10 protein-coding genes are annotated in these 15,586 nt (G+C 59.6%); 7 read left to right on the top strand and 3 right to left on the bottom strand.

Annotated features, from left to right (window positions below; translation table 11 throughout):
* Positions 1–35: 35 nt before the first annotated feature.
* Positions 36–1,808 (top strand): diguanylate cyclase, encoded by a 1,773-nt coding sequence (locus E2F50_RS12880; protein ID WP_133316580.1) that lies wholly within the window; start codon positions 36–38, stop codon positions 1,806–1,808.
* A 232-nt stretch (positions 1,809–2,040) separates the two neighbouring features.
* Here the strand turns inward: E2F50_RS12880 and E2F50_RS12875 are convergent, their stop codons facing one another.
* The 3 genes from E2F50_RS12875 to E2F50_RS12865 form a co-directional block, all read right to left on the bottom strand.
* Positions 2,041–4,890 carry a hybrid sensor histidine kinase/response regulator gene (locus E2F50_RS12875; protein ID WP_245515403.1) on the bottom strand — a complete coding sequence of 950 codons (2,850 nt, stop codon included), beginning with the start codon at positions 4,888–4,890 and terminating at the stop codon, positions 2,041–2,043.
* 83 nt (positions 4,891–4,973) lie between these two features.
* On the bottom strand, positions 4,974–6,203 hold the full coding sequence (locus tag E2F50_RS12870) for a sensor histidine kinase (protein ID WP_133316578.1): 1,230 nt from the start codon (positions 6,201–6,203) through the stop codon (positions 4,974–4,976).
* 1,131 nt (positions 6,204–7,334) lie between these two features.
* Positions 7,335–7,580, bottom strand: a complete 246-nt coding sequence (locus E2F50_RS12865) for a DUF6074 family protein (RefSeq protein WP_133316577.1) — start codon at positions 7,578–7,580, stop codon at positions 7,335–7,337.
* A gap of 215 nt (positions 7,581–7,795) precedes the next feature.
* Between E2F50_RS12865 and E2F50_RS12860 the strand changes: the two genes are divergently transcribed.
* The 6 genes from E2F50_RS12860 (at position 7,796) to nirB (ending at position 15,580) form a co-directional block, all read left to right on the top strand.
* Positions 7,796–8,383 carry an ANTAR domain-containing response regulator gene (locus E2F50_RS12860; RefSeq protein ID WP_133316576.1) on the top strand — a complete coding sequence of 196 codons (588 nt, stop codon included), beginning with the start codon at positions 7,796–7,798 and terminating at the stop codon, positions 8,381–8,383.
* 40 nt (positions 8,384–8,423) lie between these two features.
* Positions 8,424–9,683 (top strand): CmpA/NrtA family ABC transporter substrate-binding protein, encoded by a 1,260-nt coding sequence (locus E2F50_RS12855; RefSeq protein WP_133317099.1) that lies wholly within the window; start codon positions 8,424–8,426, stop codon positions 9,681–9,683.
* A 359-nt stretch (positions 9,684–10,042) separates the two neighbouring features.
* Positions 10,043–11,356, top strand: a complete 1,314-nt coding sequence (locus E2F50_RS12850; protein WP_133316575.1) for a CmpA/NrtA family ABC transporter substrate-binding protein — start codon at positions 10,043–10,045, stop codon at positions 11,354–11,356.
* Positions 11,357–11,420: 64 nt separating this feature from the next.
* A complete protein-coding gene (gene ntrB / locus E2F50_RS12845) occupies positions 11,421–12,314 on the top strand; it encodes a nitrate ABC transporter permease (protein WP_133316574.1) in 894 nt (297 codons plus the stop codon).
* Between the two features lie 12 nt (positions 12,315–12,326).
* The gene (locus E2F50_RS12840; protein ID WP_133316573.1) at positions 12,327–13,124 is read left to right on the top strand and encodes an ABC transporter ATP-binding protein; all 798 of its coding nucleotides are present in this window, start codon (positions 12,327–12,329) and stop codon (positions 13,122–13,124) included.
* Between the two features lie 5 nt (positions 13,125–13,129).
* Complete coding sequence (nirB, locus tag E2F50_RS12835; protein ID WP_133316572.1) at positions 13,130–15,580, top strand: nitrite reductase large subunit NirB; 2,451 nt, start codon at positions 13,130–13,132, stop codon at positions 15,578–15,580.
* The last annotated feature ends 6 nt before the right edge of the window (positions 15,581–15,586 follow it).

The raw sequence follows: 15,586 nt of genomic DNA, 5'->3' as shown, positions 1-15,586 counted from the left end.
TTTCTCCCTCACGATGGCTCTGATATCGTCCGTTCATGAAGATAAGTACCATCACCAACTGGGCTTACGCTGTTACCGTTGCTTTGACCGCTTTGTCTGGCGCATCCTTCATCATGTCGTCCCGCAACGCTGTCGAAGAGCGTGTTGCCGTAGAGGAGCACCTGACGCTTGATGTGCTTGCGGAGGAACTTGCTTTAGGCGCGGAGGTCAGGAGCGATGAGGCTCGCCTCTACGTCATGCGGGGCGAGGAGCGGCATCTACAAGCATTCCATGCTAAAGAAGAAGCCGAACGGCAGCGGGAAGCTTCGGCAGCAAGGCTAGTGTCTTATGGACTGCCTCCCGCCGAGACGCAGGCGCTTGATGATATCGCCCGAGATGCAGAAGAGCTTGATAAGATAGAAGCATCGGCAATCCAGGCTTTCCAGGGCGGAGATAAGGCTCACGCGCAAGAGATCTTGTTTGGTGCGGAGCATGAACGGCTGCAATCTGCCCTTCTACAGACTGTAAGCCATTTTCGCGACCTGACGGCTGCGCGCACGGGTTCTCAGCTGGCCGCAGCGCGAGCCAGCAGCGACTGGTGGAGCCTTATTGCCAAAATTATGCTTGGAATGACCGGCGCGTTGTTCCTCGCGGTATTGTACTTCATCTTGAGGCGGCGTGTGACTATGCCGTTGACACGCATGACCGGGATCGTCGGGCGGCTAGCGAAGCAGGATTACACTGTCGAGATTCTTCCAGATCTCCGGCGAGATGAGATCGGCGAAATGAACGAGGCAATCGAGATATTTCGGGCCAATGGCATTGAGAAGGAGCGCCTAGATGCTGAACGGCAGGCCGACCAGCGCACCAAGGACCTCATTCTGGAGATGATGCATCGTCTGCAGGCATGCCATAACCAGGGTGAGCTTGCGGGCGTCGTTGCTCGCTTGGCACCAGAGATATTCCCTGACCTTTCAGGTGGGCTCTACATTCTCAATGAAAGCAGGACGACTCTGATCGGGGCCGCTCTTTGGCAACAGCCGAAGCATGCGGGGGACAGTCTTCCTGCTTCCTCATGCTGGGGACTACGCCGCGGCCGTCCGCATATTAGCGGCGTCCACGACACAGACGTGCCATGCCAACACCTCGACGGCGCCAAGGTGTCGGCGCTTTGTGTACCACTGACGGCGCAAGGGGAGATGATTGGCCTGCTTTACCTGGAGAAGAACGCAGAAGGCACGATAGAGCTCACAAACTCCCGGCTTTACCTCGAGTTGATTGCTGAAAATGTTGGCCTGGCGATCGCTAACCTCCAGCTTCGCGAAAAACTGACGGAGTTCGCCATTCGAGATCCGCTTACCGGTCTGTTCAACCGCCGCCACCTGGAAGAGACGCTTCAAACGCGCCTAGCGGACCATCCTAAGGAACCTCTTGCATGTCTGATGATCGACATCGACCATTTCAAGCGCTTCAATGATCAATTTGGTCATGATGCGGGAGACATGGTCATGCGCCATGTGGGGCAGATACTGCGCGAGAGCGTTGGAGAGGCTGGCAGCGCTTACCGTTTCGGGGGTGAGGAATTTACGGTGTTGCTGCCGGACTATGACGAACAAGGTGGAGCAGAGTATGCCGAGGCGATCCGCCGGAAGGTCAACAGCACGACGCTCTCTTATGCTGGGCAGATGATCGGAACGGTTTCGGTTTCCATTGGCGTCGCGGCTTCATCGGAGGGAGGCTCAGGCGAGACCATTGTCTCGCGTGCTGATGCTGCCCTGCTGACAGCAAAAGCCGAGGGTCGTAATCGGGTAGTTGTAACGGCGAGATAAGGAAGTAGGCGGGCCTCGCTCGCGTCGCAATGGGCCGCCCCGCCCAACAGAATTTTCTTAGGTTGCCGTTCCGAGGTGGGGGAATGCCGGAGGCGCGATAAGCGCTTTGGAGCGCATAATGCTCCGGCATCAGTTCTGCATGCTGCCGAAGCCGATGGCTGTGAAATCCTTCTATTTGTATACGACGGCGTGGCAGCAGCGCGTCATAAGCGCTTCAGGCGGCTCTCTGTTGCTAGCTGTCAACGATCAACTGCTTGATCCGTGTGGCCAGCGCCTCGATCGCGAATGGCTTTGTCATTACATGCATGCCTGGTTCCAGGTCTCCATTGCCGACGGCGGCTTTTTCGGCATATCCGGTGATGAATAGCACCTTGAGGTTTTTACGTGTCTGCCGTGCCGCATCCGCCATCTGCCGCCCGTTCATACCGCCTGGAAGGCCGACATCCGAGACCAGCAGATCTATGCGTTTATCCGATTGCAGGATCTCCAGCCCCGACGCTCCATCTTCAGCTTCCAATGCAGCGTAACCAAGATCCTCGAGCACTTCGACCACCAACATGCGGACCATAGGCTCGTCATCCACCACGAGCACTGTTTCCCCTGCACCTGCCCTCGGTGCGTCTGCCGGCTGTGCTTTGGCTGGAGTGTTGTCTTGCTCACCCAGATGCCGGGGAAGGAGCAATTCGGCAGTCGTGCCATTGCCGGGGATGGAATCCATTCGAACTTGTCCGCCGGACTGCCGGATAAAGCCATAGATCATCGACAGGCCAAGGCCTGTTCCCATTCCCATAGGCTTTGTCGTGAAAAATGGCTCGAAGACTTTGGAAAGGACATCTTCAGCCATGCCTGTTCCGGTATCGGATACGGAGACGCAGACGTAGTCTCCTGGATCCATCCCTCTTTGGCGGGCGCCGCGTTTGTCAAACGTACGGTTGGACGTGTCTATCGTAATCCTACCACCCTCTGGCATGGCGTCCCTTGCGTTGATGCAAAGGTTCAGGATCGCATTCTCCAACTGGTTAGGGTCTACCAAAATAGGCCATGAATCGGCAGTAGCCATCACCTCGATGTCCACCTGTGGACCAACGGTTCGACCCACCAGATCCTCCAGACCCTCTATGAGACGGTTGACGTCCGTGGGTTTTGGATCAAGTGTCTGTCGTCGCGAAAAAGCAAGAAGCCTGTGCGTCAGGGCGGCAGCCCTCTTTGTTGCACCAAGTGCAGCGGCAGCATAACGCTCCACATCCTCGAACCGACGCTGCGGCAAGCGAATGTTGATCAGCTCGAGGCTGCCGGAGATGCCTGCAAGGAGGTTGTTGAAGTCGTGAGCAATGCCTCCGGTCAGCTGGCCCACGGCTTCCATCTTTTGAGACTGACGCAGAGCGTCTTCCGTGGCCCGAAGAGCTTCCTCCGCATCTTTCTCCGCCTGTACATCTCGGCCGACTGCGTGGATGAACTGCTCGTCCGGAACCGCCGTCCAGGAGACCCAGCGATAGCCGCCGTCGTTTTGGCGGTAACGGTTCTCGAAACGCAACGTCGTCTGACCTTCCGACAGCTTGTGGACTTCCGCCAAAGTAGGCTCTAGGTCATCAGGATGAACAAGTGCGAGAAAGTCCTTTTGTAGCAGTTCCTCCTGGCTCCATCCAAGCTGGCTGGTCCAGGCAGGGTTGACTGCAAGGATCTTAGCCTCAAAGTCTGCAACGAGCATGATGTCCGTTGAAAGCCGCCACATGCGGTCTCGATCAGCGGTCCGCTCCTCGACACGCCGTTCCAAAGACACGTTTGATTCCTGGAGAGCCTCCTGAGCTTTCTTGCGGTCAGTGATATCCAGCACGAACTCAAATCCAACATTGCCCGGCAGCAATTTGGCTGCAAAAAGCCCCCACCATCGAGAGCCGTCCTTTCGGAGGTATTCCTTCTCGTATGGGACGGTCTGGCCCCTCGCCCGCAGATCATCAAATGCTTTTACCGAATCCTCCAGCCATTCCGGCGGCGTCAGATCCTGCCATGTTAGCGTCTCGTGTTCGAGATCTTCCCTAGTGTAGCCGCTCATCCTAAGGAAGCCGGCGTTGGCATCCGTAATCTTGCCGTCCATATCGAAGTAGAGCGCGCCTACTGTCTCGATCTCCAGCGCCGTCCTGAACCGAGCCTCGCTCTGGCGTAGGGCCTCCTCCGTTTCTCGGCGCGCGGTTAGGTCGTTGAACAGTAGCGCGACCCTGTGGTGTTTCGGTTCGTCTACGGCAAACGCATAAACGTCAAACCATCGGCCCATGGCCTCCGAGTGGTGCTCGAACCTTACGGGCTGACGGCTTAGGGCAACGTCGGCGTAAGTCCTTACCCAGTATAGCTCGAGCTCAGGGATCAGCTCAATTGCTGTACGGCCAGCAGCCTCCTTCAGCCCGGTTTGCTGCTCAAAAGCAGCATTGGCTTCTATGAAGCGGTAATCAATCGCTATGCCTTTGTCGTCGAAGATCAATTCTAAAACACAGAAGCCGACCTCTGTTGAGGCCAGCACATCCCGGTAGCGCTGCTGCGCCGACACAGCAGCTTGCAGCTCCTGCCCAGCTAGATGCTCCTGTGTGCGGTCGCGCAGGATCTTGACATAACCATCATGGAAGCCATCTGGGTTTATCAGCGGCATCATCTGGCCGCTTGCCCAGAACCGGGATCCATCCTTCTTTAAATGCCATCGCTCATTCTCGGCCCTGCCTTCGGTTGATGCAAGGCGCATCTCCGTCTGCAGCCTTTGACCAAGCTTGTCCTCAGGTGTGAAGAACACATCCGCTAGACGTCCGATCATTTCGCCGGCAGTCCAGCCAAGGATGCGCTCCGCCCCATGGTTCCAATCGCGAACCATGCCGTGGCTGTTGAGAACGATGATAGCAAAATCGATAGCGCTCTCAACAACCGCGCGGTGCCAGTCGCCACGCAGCGTATCATTCGCAGCACGCAACGTTGACACTTCTTCCTCGAGCTTTTGTGTCCGCCGCTTTAGCTGCTCGAACTCTTCTTCATTCATATGGCGGTTGATCCGGTTACCTACTCTGGTTTCCGCAACTCGTTGGCAAAAGTTACGTTCCACTGTTCCTATTCGCTGTGCACGGATACAATTAGAACGAGGCTCCTCCTGGACCTGCGTCGGCAGGACGGCACTCTGTGTCCTGCTCAAGAGCGGTCGCTGTTGTCCTGCGGGAAGAAGTCGAGGAGGAACATAGTGCCGGGGTTGGCGTCCTCCCATGCCGGGCGACCGCCGATCTGCCGGCTGAAGCTGTTGATCACCTTCATCCCGAGACTTTTCGAGCTCGCCGTGTCGAACCCATCAGGCAGCCCGACCCCGGAGTCGCTGACCTCGAGGCGCAGGTGCCCGTGGTCCGTCTGCCGGATCGAAATCGAGATGACGCCCTGTCCCTCAGGATAGGCGTACTTCAACGCGTTCGTCACCAGCTCGTTGGTGAGCAGCCCCAGAGGAACCGCCTGGTCGGTCTGCACAGTAATGGGCAGGAAGTCATATTCGATTGTATTACCAGGCTGAGCCGTCTGCTTGAACTGCTCGCATAGCTCCGACATGAATTCGGCGAGGTCGACGGTCTGGACTTCGTTGTTCCTCCACAGGCGGTCATGCACCTGCGCAATGGTATGGATTCTCGTTTGAGCGTCCGACAGGGCCCTCTGAACCTCAGGTTCCGTAGACATGCGGCCCTGGATGTTCAAAAGGCTGGCAACCATCGCGAGGCTGTTCTTCACCCTGTGGCTGATCTCGCGTGTGAGGACCTGCTGGTGCGCCATCGCCTGTTTCAGGCGGGCTTCGCTTTCCATCAGACGAACCTCTTTGGCCTGCGAAGAGTCTTCGGCACGCTGCCTCTCCAGGGCGACGCCGAGCAGGTTCGCCAACCCTTCGAGGAAGGAGAGATCGGCCTCTTCGAACTTGCACGGGGTGGAGCTGTCCGCCTCAAGGATCCCGTACCTTAGGTTTTTTCCATGGATCGGAGCGTTGATAGCGCCGCTGATCCCATGCTCGCGCATGATCCGTGGATTTCTGAAGCGGTCGTCCCGGTCAAGATCGTTGGATATCACCGGCACGTCCATCTGATAGGCGTATCCGGCAGGGCTGTTCAAATCCGCCCCCGCACGCGCATGTCCCACGATGCCGGGCTTCCAGCCGACGCCCGCCCGGATGATGAACTGGTCCTCGTTCGGCAGATATTCCAGTACCTTCGAATAGCCGCTGGACAACCCAAGGGCGCAGACCCGCGTCGCTTCGTCGAGAAGCGCCTGCATGTTGTGCGTTTGCAGAGCGAAGTGACCGAAGTCGGCGGCAAGCTTCTGTTGTCGAAGGCGGTGAGCGAGTTCTTCTGGGCCAGTGCGATGGTCGGGGCGGGAAGCTTCGACTGCCATGTAACGCCTTCGTGAGTTTGAGCGTAGCGAAAATGCGCAAGTGCCACGGTCGGTTCCGATGGATGCGCATCCATGGCGTGCCGCGCCAAACTGGCCCAACCGCATGCTCCACCACTTGAAAAGAGCGGGTCGGCTGCATTCTCATCTGCTTGCTGAACCGGCGAGCCGGAAACACCTTGGCTCGAGGGGGCACATCGGCAAGAGCTGCAGGGCGCTGTCTTGGATACTGTGATCACTGTCGGCTTTCGTCTTGAATGGGACCATCCTGTCTTCGTCAGGAACGGCCTTTTCGACGACAGGAGCATTACCGGTCCACGCGACGCTTTGAAGTATTCGGAGACCGGCTTCAGCATCCGTTCCGGACCAAAGCTAGTGGGCCGCCGGCGGTGCATGCACCTCTGCCCTGCTGTATCGCTGCCATCTTGAACATTCGCGCGACTGCTTCGTTGCCGCCTATGCGGACTACTTGTGCAAGATCGGCGCGCGCTGAGGTGCAGCACCCTCAAGTAACACGCGCGAAAGTGGCCTGCATCTTCATGGGCTTCTCCGCCACGCCTATAGCGGCATGGCCGGGTCGCGTTCAGGGTGTCAGATTGCTGCGCCGCCTTGCTCGGGCAGCCTTCCATCGGGCGTCAGCGGCCGAAATTAGGGGCAAACCTGAAGTGTACGGAGGCGGCTGGTAACTGGTGCAGCGGCCGCTTTGGCAGGCAAAGCAACTTTAGAAATCCCTCTCGCTCTGCGGATTCATTGCCGAGTTGAAACAACCGGCGGCTCCAAAACTAGCGCATTTCTAGCACGATGAGCAATATGCGTCAGTCGTAACAATATTTTAGAGGGTGCTTCGGCCAATTGAAAATCCGCGTGTCGGTGGTTCAAATCCGCCTCCGGGCACCATTATATTTCCTGGATATTTTGGTAGTACTCCTGGCGCGAATGTGGCGCGCTGCGCTATTTCGTCGTGGATTGCCGCGGCAGATGCCGTTCCCCCAGAAAAGGCTTCAATAGCGATGCGGGGCCTAGCCCTATACTGAGGCCCCGCCGACGCAAGTGGCTAAGATAGTCCAATTCGAGGTGAACCGCCACCCGGCCGCCGCGCCGATCGGGAGGTGCGACAAAACCTTGCGGGCGCAGCTAGTTGCCGGTTTCGCTTTCAGCAAATGCCAGCTGCAATTCCCTTTGGACCGCATGCAGGAAGCGGCCGGCTTGGCGGGAAATTTCTTCCTCGACTTCGCCTTGGGCTCGCAGCGCGGCAGCAAAGCCTGCCATCTCAGCGCGCCAAAATTCGTCTGCCTGCTTGCCGTGCAGGTTCTGAAGCGCATGGGCGCAACGTTTGACATCGGCAGTGCGCCGATCGGCAGGGAATTGTAGAAGCGTCATGCCGTCTCCGTCATTGCCGGCGAATCGCCGGTATGGCAGCCAAGATCGCTGCTACTCCTTCACAAATGTTGAACGCTGCTTGGCGGCGACTGTTCCAGATGGTCGGGAAAGGCTGTTTTTCGGGCGGCCAGAGGTATGTGGACGTCTGCAGTCGACTGGGTTTTTGCGCGCCTGTCTCGCTTGTCACCGCTGTTGCGATGCAGCATGATATCGGGATGTCCCATTCCGACCTCACCATTCTGGTCATCGACGAAAACGCCATCCGCGCTTCCATCATCGAGGAAGGGCTGCGCGAAGCGGGGCATGGGCGCGTGACGGTCATCCACGAGGTTCAGGGCGTTGCGCGCATCATCGAGACACTGCGGCCCGATGTCATCGTGATCGACATCGAAAACCCCAATCGTGACATGATGGAGCATCTCTTCCAGCTGACCCGCACGGTCAGCCGGCCAATCGCCATGTTCGTCGACCGGTCGGACACAGCCTTGATCGAGGCGGCCATGGAAGCGGGCGTCTCGGCTTACGTGGTCGACGGCCTGAAGAAGGAACGGGTCAAATCCATCCTCGACATGGCGGTCAGCCGCTTCAACGCCTTCAGCCGTTTACAGCGGGAACTGGCCGAAGCGAAATCGGCTTTGGAAGAGCGCAAGGTGGTTGAGCGGGCCAAGGGTATATTGATGAAGATGCGCGGCCTTTCCGAGGAAGATGCTTTCGCCTTGCTCCGCCAGACGGCGATGAACGAGAAGAAGAAGATGTCCGAAATCGCCCAGAGCGTGGTGACGGCGGCGGGACTGTTGATGTGATGCCGACGAGAGACGTCCGCCGGAGAAGACCGGAGTGAACATGCTGTCTGCCGAAAACCAAACGGGAAGCAAAGGAGCTCCGTCAGTCTCCAAGGGGGAGGGGCCGAAGGTTCTGCGGGCTGGGTTCATTCCGCTCGTCGACGCGTCCGTTCTGATCGCCGCCGCGGAATTCGGCTTTGCGGCAAAGGAAGGCCTGACTCTTGATCTGGTCAAGGACGTGTCCTGGGCCAATGTGCGCGATCGCCTGGCCTTCCGGCAGTTCGACATCGCCCATATGCTGTCTCCCATGCCCGTCGCCTCCATGCTCGGCCTAGGATCCAATCCATCGCCGACGATCGCGCCGTTTTCACTGGGCAAGGGCGGCAATGCGATTACGCTGTCGGTCCAGCTTTTCGAGAGGATGCGAGAGGTTGGCGAGCTTTCGGAGACGGCTACCGCACTTGAAAACGCCAAGGCGCTGGCAAAAGTTGTGCAGACGATGAAAGCGGGTGGCGAGGCGCTGCCGACCTTTGGCATGACCTATCCCTTTTCGTCGCACAATTACGAGTTCCGCTACTGGCTGGCCGCCGGCGGCATCGATCCGGACCGGGATGTGAAACTCGTGGTCGTGCCGCCGCCGCTGACGTCGGATGCGCTTGCGGCGGGCGGTATCGACGGCTTCTGCGTCGGTGCGCCCTGGAACATGGTCGCCTCTGAGCGGGGCCTGGGCCGCATCGTTGCCGCCAAGCAGGACATATGGCCGTCGGCGCCGGAAAAGGTGATTGGTATGCGGCCGGATTGGGCGCAGAGCCATCCGGAAATCGTGTCGCGGCTTCTCGTCGCACTCGACGCGGCCGCCCGCTGGTGCGACGAGGCGGATAACCATGATGCCCTCGCCGAACTGCTTGCCGATGCGCGCTATATTGCGGCCCCTGTCGAGATCATCCGCCATGTCCTGGCCGGCGAATTCAGCCTCGATGCCAAAGGCAACCGGCGGGTCATCGCCGACTATTTCACCTTCCATCGCGGCTTTGCAAATTATCCGCGCCCTGGTCATGCACTGTGGATCTACAGCCAGATGATCCGCTGGGGTCAGTTAGAGTTCAGCGAGGCTGGAATGCGGGCTGCAGCCACTGCCTATCGGCCAGACCTTTACCGGGCAGCTCTCGGCGCAGGCCCGGCCGAATCCGATATCGGCATCGAGGGCGACCGGGACGGGTTTCGCTTCATGGACGGGCACGTCTTCGACCCATCCGACATCAAGGCCTATGTCGCGAATTTCCCTGTCGGCAGCGCTCAGGCAAGTGGGTTGGACGACTAGGAAATCGCCGGCGGCAAGCAGAAATTGCCCACGCCTAAGCCGCCTATAATTTAGCAGTCGCACAAAATATTCGCAGTGCCTTCGGGAATAACAGTTTAAGGCTGCTGACAAGCCAGAAAAATCACGAGCATATTCAGTCGGGTAATCGTGCCTTTGTGAAGTGGCACGCTGCTTGCTTATCTAGGATCGTGACGGTCAACGGCGACCGGAGCGGATAAGCGCGAAGCACGCGCTCACATAAGACATCGACGTCGCAAGGTTTTTGCTGCCCGGGATCTCCTTGATCCCGCGAGCGCGATCTCCAAGCGGCGTTTTTTTATGTCCAAATAAATCAAAGCACCTGCAGAGGGAACCTGCGCATGACGAAGATTTCGAAGACCGGATTAATGGCGGGTGGCATCAGCCGCCGCAGCCTGATCAAGACCACGGCCACTGCCGCACTCGTCACGGCCGTCCGCTCAGCTTTCCCTTCGGGCGCGTTGGCCGCTGCGGCCGGTCCGGAAGTCGCGGGTGTCAAGCTCGGCTATATCGCCTTGACCGATGCGGCACCTCTGATCATTGCCAAGGAAAAGGGCCTGTTTGCCAAACATGGCCTGCCCGATGCCGATGTCGCCAAGCAGGCGTCCTGGGGAGCGACGCGCGACAATCTGGTTCTCGGCGGCGCCGCGAACGGCATTGATGGCGCGCATATTCTGTCGCCCCTTCCTTACCTCATGCATACCGGCAAGGTGACGCAAAACAACAAGCCGGTGCCAATGGCCATTCTTGCCCGGCTCAACTACGACAGCCAGGGGATTTCGGTCGCCAAGGAATATGCCGATACCGGCGTTCAGCTGGACGCCTCCAAGCTTAGGGACGCGTTCGCCAGGAAGAAGGCCGCAGGCAACGAGATCAAGGTCGCCATGACCTTCCCCGGCGGCACCCACGACCTCTGGATCCGCTATTGGCTTGCCGCAGGCGGTATCGATCCGAACAAGGACGTCTCGACCATCGTCGTGCCGCCGCCGCAGATGGTGGCCAATATGAAGGTCGGCAACATGGACGCCTTCTGCGTCGGCGAGCCGTGGAACGAACAATTGGTCAACCAGGGAATCGGCTTTACCGCCGCCACCACGGGCGAGCTTTGGAAAGGGCACCCGGAAAAGGCACTCGGGCTGCGCGCCGACTGGATCGAGAAGAACCCCAATGCCGCCAAGGCCCTGCTGATGGCCGTGATGGAAGCCCAGCAATGGTGCGACAGCATGGACAACAAGGCGGAGATGGCCGAAATCCTGGCCAGGCGGCAATGGTTCAACGTGCCTGCCAAGGATGTGCTCGGCCGCCTGAAGGGCGACATCAACTATGGCAATGGCCGGAATGTGAAGGGCACCGACCTCTTCATGAAATTCTGGAAGGGCGGCGTTTCCTATCCCTACCAGAGCCACGATACCTGGTTCATGGCCGAAAATATCCGTTGGGGCAATCTCCCAGCCAATACCGACATCAAGGCGCTGGTCGGTCAGGTGAACCGCCAGGATATCTGGCGCGACGCAGCCAAGGATTTGGGCGTGGCTTCGGCCGATATCCCGACTTCGACATCGCGCGGCAAGGAAACCTTCTTCGACGGCAAGGTCTTCGACCCGGAAAATCCGTCTGCCTATCTCGACAGCCTGTCGATCAAGGCGGCCTCCTGAGCTTCCCCACCTCCGGCGCATCCGTGGGATGCGCCGGCCTTTTCCTTCTCAACGGAGCGCGCTGATGTCCGCCCTGGCCAAACAAGACAATATTCCTGCCAACGCTGCCGCGAAACCCGCAGCCAATGTGGTGCCTTTCTCGCGACGACCGACGTCCAGGATCGACCTGAAGCATATCGGCTCGATAGTCCTGCGCAATGTCGTGCCGCCCATGGTGGTGCTCGGCCTCATCCTCATGGTCTGGCAGGTCCTCTGTTCGTCTCCGGACGCATCCTTGCCGTCACCGCTGGTGGTCTGGCAGCAAAGCTATGACCTGATCGCCTATCCGTTCTTCAACAATGGTTCGCAGGATATCGGGCTTGGCTGGCGCGTCCTCGTCTCGCTGCAGCGGGTCGCCTATGGCTTCGGCCTTGCCGCCGTCGCCGGCGTGGTCGTTGGCGCCATCATCGGCCAGTCCGTTTGGGCGATGCGTGGTCTCGATCCCATTTTCCAGGTGCTGCGCACCGTGCCGCCGCTCGCCTGGTTGCCGCTGTCGCTCGCGGCCTTCCAGAATGCCAGCCCGTCGGCCATCTTCGTGATCTTCATCACCTCGATCTGGCCGGTCATCATCAATACGGCGGTTGGCGTGCGCAATATCCCGCAGGACTATCGCAATGTCGCAAAGGTTCTGCGGCTCAACCAGTTCGAATTCTTCTTCAAGATCATGCTGCCGTCGGCCGCGCCCTACATCTTCACGGGCCTGAGGATCGGCATCGGTCTGTCATGGCTGGCCATCGTCGCGGCCGAAATGCTGACCGGCGGCGTCGGCATCGGCTTCTTCATCTGGGACGCCTGGAACTCGTCGCGCCTGCCCGACATCATCGTCGCCCTCGCCTATATCGGCATCGTCGGCTTCGCCCTCGACAAGCTGGTTTCCGCACTCGGCAGCATCATCACCCGCGGCGCATCGGCAAACTGAGGAGCGACAACCATGAACGCCTATCTCAAGCTCGACCATATCGACAAGCATTTCGACCGCGGCGGCAATCGTGCTGAAGTCCTCAAGGACATCAACCTGATCATCGAAAAGGGCGAGTTCGTCTCGATCATCGGCCATTCCGGCTGCGGCAAGTCCACACTGCTCAACCTGATCGCCGGATTGGCGCCCGTATCGGCAGGTGCGGTGCTGCTGGAAAACCGCGAGGTCAATTCGCCTGGCCCGGAACGCGCTGTGGTCTTCCAGAACCATTCGCTGCTGCCCTGGCTTTCCGTTTACGAAAACGTCAACCTCGCTGTTTCCAAAGTCTTCGGGCGTGCCAAGAACAAGGCCGAGCGGCACGACTGGGTCATGGCCAATCTCGACCTCGTGCAGATGGCCCACGCCAAGGACAAGCGCCCCTCGGAAATCTCCGGCGGCATGAAGCAGCGCGTCGGCATCGCCCGGGCGCTCGCCATGGAACCCAAGATCCTGCTGCTGGACGAGCCTTTCGGGGCGCTCGATGCCCTGACCCGCGCCCATCTGCAGGATGCGGTAATGGAGATCCACGCTCGCCTTGGCAACACGATGGTGATGATCACCCATGACGTGGACGAAGCGGTTCTGCTATCCGACCGCATCGTGATGATGACCAATGGTCCGGCCGCCCGCATCGGCGAAGTCCTCGACGTGCCGATCGCACGCCCGCGCCACCGCATCGAGCTTGCTTCGGACCGCGCCTACCTCAAATGCCGCGAAGCCGTGCTGAAGTTCCTCTACGAACGTCACCGCTTCGTCGAAGCCGCGGAGTAATATCCATGACCCAGAAACTCGTCATCATCGGCAATGGCATGGCGCCCGGGCGCATGCTGGAGCATCTCTTCGAACAGGCGCCCGGCCAGTACCAGGTCACGATCTTCAATGCAGAGCCGCGCGTCAATTACGATCGCATCATGCTCTCGCCAGTTCTGTCCGGGGAAAAGACCTATGAGCAGATCGTCATCCATGGCGACGGCTGGTACATCGACCACGGCATCACGCTCTACAAGGGCCACAGGATCGTCGCTATCGACCGCGCAGCCAAGACGGTCACCTCGGACCATGGCGTGACCGAAGGTTACGACAAGCTGGTGATCGCCACGGGATCGGTGCCGTTCATCATCCCGGTGCCGGGCAAGGACCTGCCGGGCGTCATCACCTATCGCGACCTCGATGACGTCGAGGCCATGCTGCTGGCGGCGCAAAGCCGTGAAAAGGCGGTCGTCATTGGCGGCGGCCTGCTAGGTCTCGAAGCCGCCGCCGGTCTTGCCCAGCGCGGTATGGATGTCACCGTGCTGCATGTGATGCCGACACTGATGGAACGGCAGCTCGATCCCGCCGCAGGCTACCTGCTGCAGAAGGCGGTCGAGGAACGCGGCATCAAGGTGATCTGCAAGGCTAATACCAAGCAGATCATTGGCAACGGCAAGGTGGAAGGCATTGAGCTCGACGACGGTCGTATCATTCCGGCGACCCTCGTGGTCATGGCCGTCGGCATCCGGCCGAGCGCCAGCCTCGCCAAGGAAGCCGGGCTTGCGGTCAACCGCGGCATCGTCGTCGATGCCGGCATGCAGACCTCCGACGGCGACATCTATTCGATCGGCGAATGCGCCGAAGTGGGCGGCATGGTCTATGGCCTGGTCGCGCCGCTCTATGAAATGGCCCGCATCGCAGCCGCGCATCTGGCAGGCGATACCATGCCCGCCTTCGTGCATTCGGACACGCCGACCAAGCTCAAGGTTACCGGCATCGACCTTTATTCGCTCGGCGACTTTGCCGATGGCGACGATCGTCAGGAGATCGTCCTGCGCGATGCCACTGCCGGCATCTACAAGCGCCTGGTGCTGAAGGACAACCGGATCATCGGCACGGTGCTTTATGGGGAAACGTCAGACGGCGCCTGGTTCAACGACCTTAAGAAGAAGGCGACCGACATTTCGGAGATGCGCGAAACGCTGATCTTCGGCCAGGCCTATCAGGGAGGGTCTCCGCTGGACCCTATGGTGGCCGTTGCAGCCTTGCCGGATGATGCGGAAATCTGCGGCTGCAACGGCGTCTGCAAGGGCAAGATCACCTCGACGATATCAGCCAAGGGCCTGACCTCGCTCGACGAGGTCCGCGCCCATACCAAGGCGTCCGCCTCCTGCGGCACCTGCACCGGCCTTGTCGAGCAGCTGATGAGCCTGACCCTGGGTGATGCCTATAACCCGAAGGCCGTCACGCCTATGTGCCCCTGCACCGAATTCGGCCACGACGACGTTCGCCGGCTGATCAAGGCCAAGGGATTGAAGACCATCCCGGCCGTGATGCAGGAACTGGAATGGAAGACCTCCTGCGGCTGCGCCAAATGTCGCCCGGCGCTCAACTATTACCTCGTCTGCGACTGGCCGGACGAATATGCCGACGATTACCAGTCACGCTTCATCAACGAACGCGTTCACGCCAATATCCAGAAGGACGGCACCTATTCCGTCGTGCCGCGCATGTGGGGCGGCGTCACCAATGCCGCTGAACTGCGGGCCATTGCCGACGTCGTCGACAAGTTCGAAATCCCGATGGTCAAGGTGACGGGCGGCCAGCGCATCGACCTGCTCGGCATCGAGAAGGAGGACCTGCCCGCCGTCTGGGCCGATCTTGGCAAGGCCGGCTTCGTCTCCGGCCAGGCCTATGCCAAAGGCCTGCGCACGGTAAAGACTTGCGTCGGCTCCGACTGGTGCCGCTTCGGCACGCAGGATTCCACCGGCCTCGGCATCCGCATCGAGAAATTCATGTGGGGTTCCTGGACGCCGGCAAAGTTGAAACTGGCCGTCTCCGGCTGCCCGCGCAACTGCGCCGAGGCCACCTGCAAGGATATCGGCGTCATCTGCGTCGACAGTGGCTTTGAGATCCATTTCGCCGGGGCCGCCGGCCTCGACATCAAGGGCACGGAAGTGTTGGGCCTGGTGAAGACCGAGGACGAGGCGCTTGAGCATATCGTCGCGCTCGCTCAGATGTACCGCGAGCAGGGCCGCTATCTTGAGCGTATCTACAAGTGGGCAAAGCGGATCGGCCTCGACGAAATTCGCCGCCAGATCATGACCGATGCGGAAAAGCGCCAGGCCTATTACGAGCGCTTCGTCTTCTCCCAGAAGTTCGCCCAGGTCGATCCCTGGTCGGAGCGCGTCTCCGGCAAGGACAAGCACGAGTTCAAACCGATGGCGACGGTCGGCTTCAACCAGGCGGCGGAGTGAGGAGAT

Source organism: Rhizobium deserti, from assembly GCF_004358025.1.
Taxonomy (GTDB): domain Bacteria; phylum Pseudomonadota; class Alphaproteobacteria; order Rhizobiales; family Rhizobiaceae; genus Neorhizobium; species Neorhizobium deserti.
Note: the sequence above shows the minus strand (reverse complement) of the source record. Positions and strands in the feature narration are given on the sequence as shown.